The organism is Brevibacillus sp. SKDU10, from assembly GCF_001645205.1.
Taxonomy (GTDB): domain Bacteria; phylum Bacillota; class Bacilli; order Brevibacillales; family Brevibacillaceae; genus Brevibacillus_B; species Brevibacillus_B halotolerans.
Genome location: NZ_LSSO01000007.1, coordinates 1 through 4,555, shown reverse-complemented (window position 1 = coordinate 4,555; position 4,555 = coordinate 1). Strand labels below are relative to the sequence as shown.

The 4,555-nt window shown below is 40.8% G+C and carries 2 protein-coding genes and 2 pseudogenes; all 4 read right to left on the bottom strand.

Annotated features, from left to right (window positions below):
• A pseudogene (locus tag AYJ08_RS01210) lies at positions 1-889 on the bottom strand (hypothetical protein); the annotation flags it as partial.
• A 21-nt stretch (positions 890-910) separates the two neighbouring features.
• Positions 911-2,746, bottom strand: coding sequence for a hypothetical protein (locus AYJ08_RS01205; RefSeq protein ID WP_064016264.1), 1,836 nt, complete (start codon positions 2,744-2,746; stop codon positions 911-913).
• Positions 2,747-2,780: 34 nt separating this feature from the next.
• Positions 2,781-4,202 carry a hypothetical protein gene (locus tag AYJ08_RS01200; RefSeq protein ID WP_064016263.1) on the bottom strand — a complete coding sequence of 474 codons (1,422 nt, stop codon included), beginning with the start codon at positions 4,200-4,202 and terminating at the stop codon, positions 2,781-2,783.
• A 40-nt stretch (positions 4,203-4,242) separates the two neighbouring features.
• Positions 4,243-4,555: pseudogene (locus AYJ08_RS23725) on the bottom strand (PKD domain-containing protein); the annotation flags it as partial.

The window sequence follows — 4,555 nt, the reverse complement described above, 5'->3', positions numbered from 1 at the left end:
ATCCAAGAGCATTCTGTTCCCCTTTTGCATCAAGCATCTCTCCGTGAAGACGAACAGCAGTTTTACTTCCTAGATTCTCTAGATCGTAATCAATTTTACTAGTCAGATATGTCTTTTGTAGCTCGGCTTCTTTTTCATAAAGAGTGTTTTGAAGAAGGAGCATTTCCTCACTATCATAGGTTGGCGTTTTCCTTTTACTTTTCGTCAGTTGATTAGGATGAGAAGTATCAAGATTTTTGCGGGTGGATGCAAGCTCCTGATTCCCCACCGTTGCTTTGTAGGTATTTAAGATTTTATCTGCTAAAAAATTAGTGTCTGTTTGAGTATGCTGGACATATCCTAAAGCCCTAATGGTATGCTGATTCGAAACCTCTAGGCTTGGTGATCCATAGATAAATGAGGACTGACAAACGGGGACTAGTGTCTCTGATAAGACCGTTCGTTCATGATTAGCATGTAAAATAGAATCAGCTTTTGTAGTTCTGACGATCTGTTCCTGGACATTTAAAAATGATGTTCCTTCATACAGGTCATGATGGTTGCTCTCTTTCCCTGCATACTCCCCGTTACTGTATTTATAGATGTCCAAAAGATAGGATACGACATTACCAAAAGCTAACTCTACTTCTACTCCCTCCACTTCTGTCACGTTAGAAGCCAACTTTATATTTTTTCCAAGCAGACCGGTAGCAGAGTTTGGGACTTTATTTGCTGTCTTGTAGGTATCCAATTTTAGGCTTCTATAAGTGCTGTTAACAGGGGCTGTTACATGGTATTTAGTATTTCTGGTCCCATTAAACACTGTGTCTATACCAAACGCCAGTTCATAGCCCTTTTTAGAAAAAAGGGCGGTGAAACTGATTAGGTAAGATTTTTTACCGTTCAGCACACCGCCAACCTCCCCGCCTTATTAGCTGTTTTTAACAAGTGTGTCTTTTAGGATACCAAGACCGATAGGTGCAAACGGGCTAATGGTCGCTAACGTTAACGGACATACAGGTGTATCTGCTAACGTATAGCGATACAACTGCTTATAGTCATAAGTAGCAAGTACTTCTGCATCCTTTGCAGGTTCTTTTCCGTCTAAGAACACAATTCTCTTTGTTTCAAAGTCAAGCGTATAGTCTTTACCGAGCACCATCAACGCACAATCTACCTTTACCTCAAGCTTGAATGGGGTTCCATCGTCTTTTAATGAAGGCTGATGGGAAAGATGAAATGTTTTTTTGACTCCATCACCTTTGCCTAGATCTTCATTTTCAGAAGTTTCAATCACTTCAAGCTCGTCCAATTGGGAGATATTTTTAGGGTGAATAGCGTAGCACTCATCCAGTTTACCAACAAAACCATCGTTAGGATGGACGACATACATTGGCGAAATATGATATTTCCCACTATAAACAGATGGATTAAAGCGCGATTCGCCTTCATCAACCATTTTGTCATGCGTAATAAACGCAAGATAATGCTCCTGATAGTACGTACCACCAATAGACTGTTGCAACTGAACGCTACTATTACCATTTGAGGTATGGTTGCCATAGTCAACAAATAGCGCCCCTAGCTTCATATCCTTTTTCCATTTAATCTCATCTTTTTGACGACATCCTGATATAATTACATGATTTTTACGAGGAGATTTGCCAAGCGTAGTCATACGTCCAATATATAAAGGAGCATAATAGGTGTTCTCGGGACCCGCTGTTGGATCAGGCCGTAGGAATAAAACGATACGGTCCTTTGTCATATTTCCCCAATAAAACATTGTTGAGTCACGCTGCCAACCACGATCAAAATGATCTAAAGGTGTAAAGGACAAGGCAGTTGGCATAGATGGATAAATATACGTAATGGCGGAATATACACCATCCATCATAGACTTACCGTCATCTGGATCAAATTTTTTCACTAAGATATCGCCATAGTTAATTGTTTTTGTCCCTGTTCCAACTAACACACGTACATAAGAAGCATGTAGCTCCGAACCTAAATCAGGGGCTGGACGAGTTGAAAGAATTTTGATCGTGTTAGTCGTATAATCTACCTCGTACTCATCAGCCGAAATTTCAATCTGGTTAATATAAAGACGTACAGTTCCTTCCTTAATGGTAGCTGCTGTCGGTATCTGGAAGCTTCGTTTAGCCCCGTCTCCATCAGGTAAAATAGATTCAGGATCACCCACTTTTACATTGCCATCCATACCTTGCACAATCTTCTCACTTCGAACATCATCATAGGTAAAGAAATACAATCTTTTCGGCATATCAGGTGCATTTGGTGCTGGAGCATAGGAAGCCGTGAATTTATCATTTGGGTCTGCTGGAGTAGTAAGAGTAATCACTCCGGTAAAGTCCTCTACCTTGTACTCGGCTTTATCAACAAATACTCCATTTTTGTAAAGCATTAATGAGCCTTTTTCAATAGGGTACACAATTACTTGTAATTGGGTCGTTGAACCTGGTAGGAATGCAGCTTCACCTAACACTGAGTTTTGTGAAATATAATCTACTTCACCAGGCTTCTTGAATTTGCCACCATAACCATAAACCATACCAAAATTTCGAACCTGACCATCACTTCCAACAGATCGAAACAATCTTACATCTGCAAATTTAGTTGTCACTTTCCTTGCCTGATCTGTTACTGCACGATATTTCACATAAGTTTGCCAGCCATGCTCATTAAATAATTTTTCCAGTTTATCAGGAAACAATTGAATGGTAGAATCTCCATCAAACCATGCCATTACGCATTCACCTCTCTACGTGTTTTACCTAGTCCTAAGGAGTAGGGATTTCTTTTCCTTCTTTATCAACCGTGTTCAAATACAAACCAATTCCCGCAGGTCGGAACTGAGTCCCTGGCTTCTTGGTAAGAGGAGAAACACCTTCGACCATGAAATAACGATATACATCAAATTGGTCTGGGCAATGAGCTTTTTTAACCCGTAATTTATTTGTATGAAAGGAGAACGCAGCTAATGCGATGGTGTCTTTTAACGTTCCCCGCACACCCTCCTCAGGATGGATTACATATACCTTGGAGGTATGAACCTTGCTACTATATCGAGATGGATTAAAATTGTATTTATATAAAGGATTTTCTGCGTTATTCCAAGCTCGCGGGTAATCTCGTTTTCCATCGACTGAAGATCGTGCTGGCGGCATTTGATTAGGCGGCGCATTCCAGGACAAATAGTGCGCCTGATAGCGAGCACCCAGCTTACCGCGATGCACACAAACGTTATCCAGCCCGTTAGCAGGGAATTTTGGATATGATTTTAACAACGGCATAATATTAGGCTGACGAGTAGCTGTATTGTCGTAATCATATTCCGTAATATCTTTGAGATTTTTCTCAATAGGTACACTGCCTACAAACAAAGCGTAAGCATTATCACCTTCTTCAATCGGGTCCAGCTTGCCAAAGTAAAATGGAATGCTTGGGACTAAGTTCCCTTCAGGTGCGGGCACATTATCACATTGCATAACAAAGAATAGATTCGTTTTAGAAAGAGTCCCTTTGATTGATATCTCAGAATCAGCCCACCAGTTCGTAAACTGAACAGCTGAATTGTAAGAGGGTTCGAAATATTTTTCCAATAAATTGGTGCGAAGACCTGCCTGCATGACAGGTGATTGCATTCGGCCTCCCTCAGCCTTTTCAATTGTAAATACCACATTTGATGACCCAGAATCGCTCCATTTACTGGATTCCACCTCAATATCGACTGCTGCACGCAATTGTTCCTTTTCCAGACTTGTATCCCAAGCCAAGACAATATCAGGATAATTCAGAGTCAAGCCCTTTAAATCTTCAACCATATAAACAAATAATGTTTGAGGAGAACGATATTTTCTAAATTCATTTGTTGTCCAATCAGCAAAGTCAGCTAAGGCATCTTTATCAGGTCTGAACTTATACTCAAGTAGTTTTGGACTCCAAGATCCAGCGATAGCAATCCCGAACATCTTATTTTCCTGATTGGCATAAATAAAGTGCTCGGCAACCGTTATTCGATACACTGTGCTGGGTGTTTTCGTCGATCGTGGGTTTGTTAAGCCTGCATCAAAAATGACCTTCTTAAAGTTCGCCACAACCTTCCAGCCTGCTGTTGCGAGCAGATCACCTAATCGAGCTTGTAAATCAGACTCTGTTACTTTTGGTGAAAAAGTAGCAGCAGTCGTGTCAATGAAAGGCATATCATACACCCCTTATATGTTTTATTTAACTCCCCTACTCTTATGGACTAGGACAATGCACCAAGTATTCCCATTGCGTACCCGAGCTGCTTGATGATACGACGACTTTAATCTGGGTTATTCCACCAAATGGATTATATTGAAACGACAGGCTCCCTTTGTTACTTACTTCGCCATGAGTACTAGCCACTAGATTATCTTGATAAAAGACATCCATACGATCAGGTACTCCGTACATGTCGTATTCAATAACGACATTCCCTCCATTAGAACCAAGCTCATGATATTTTTCCGTCCGCTGTCCTCCACCTGATTCTGCCAGCTTGCCACATTTTTGCGTGTTTGGAGGTGGA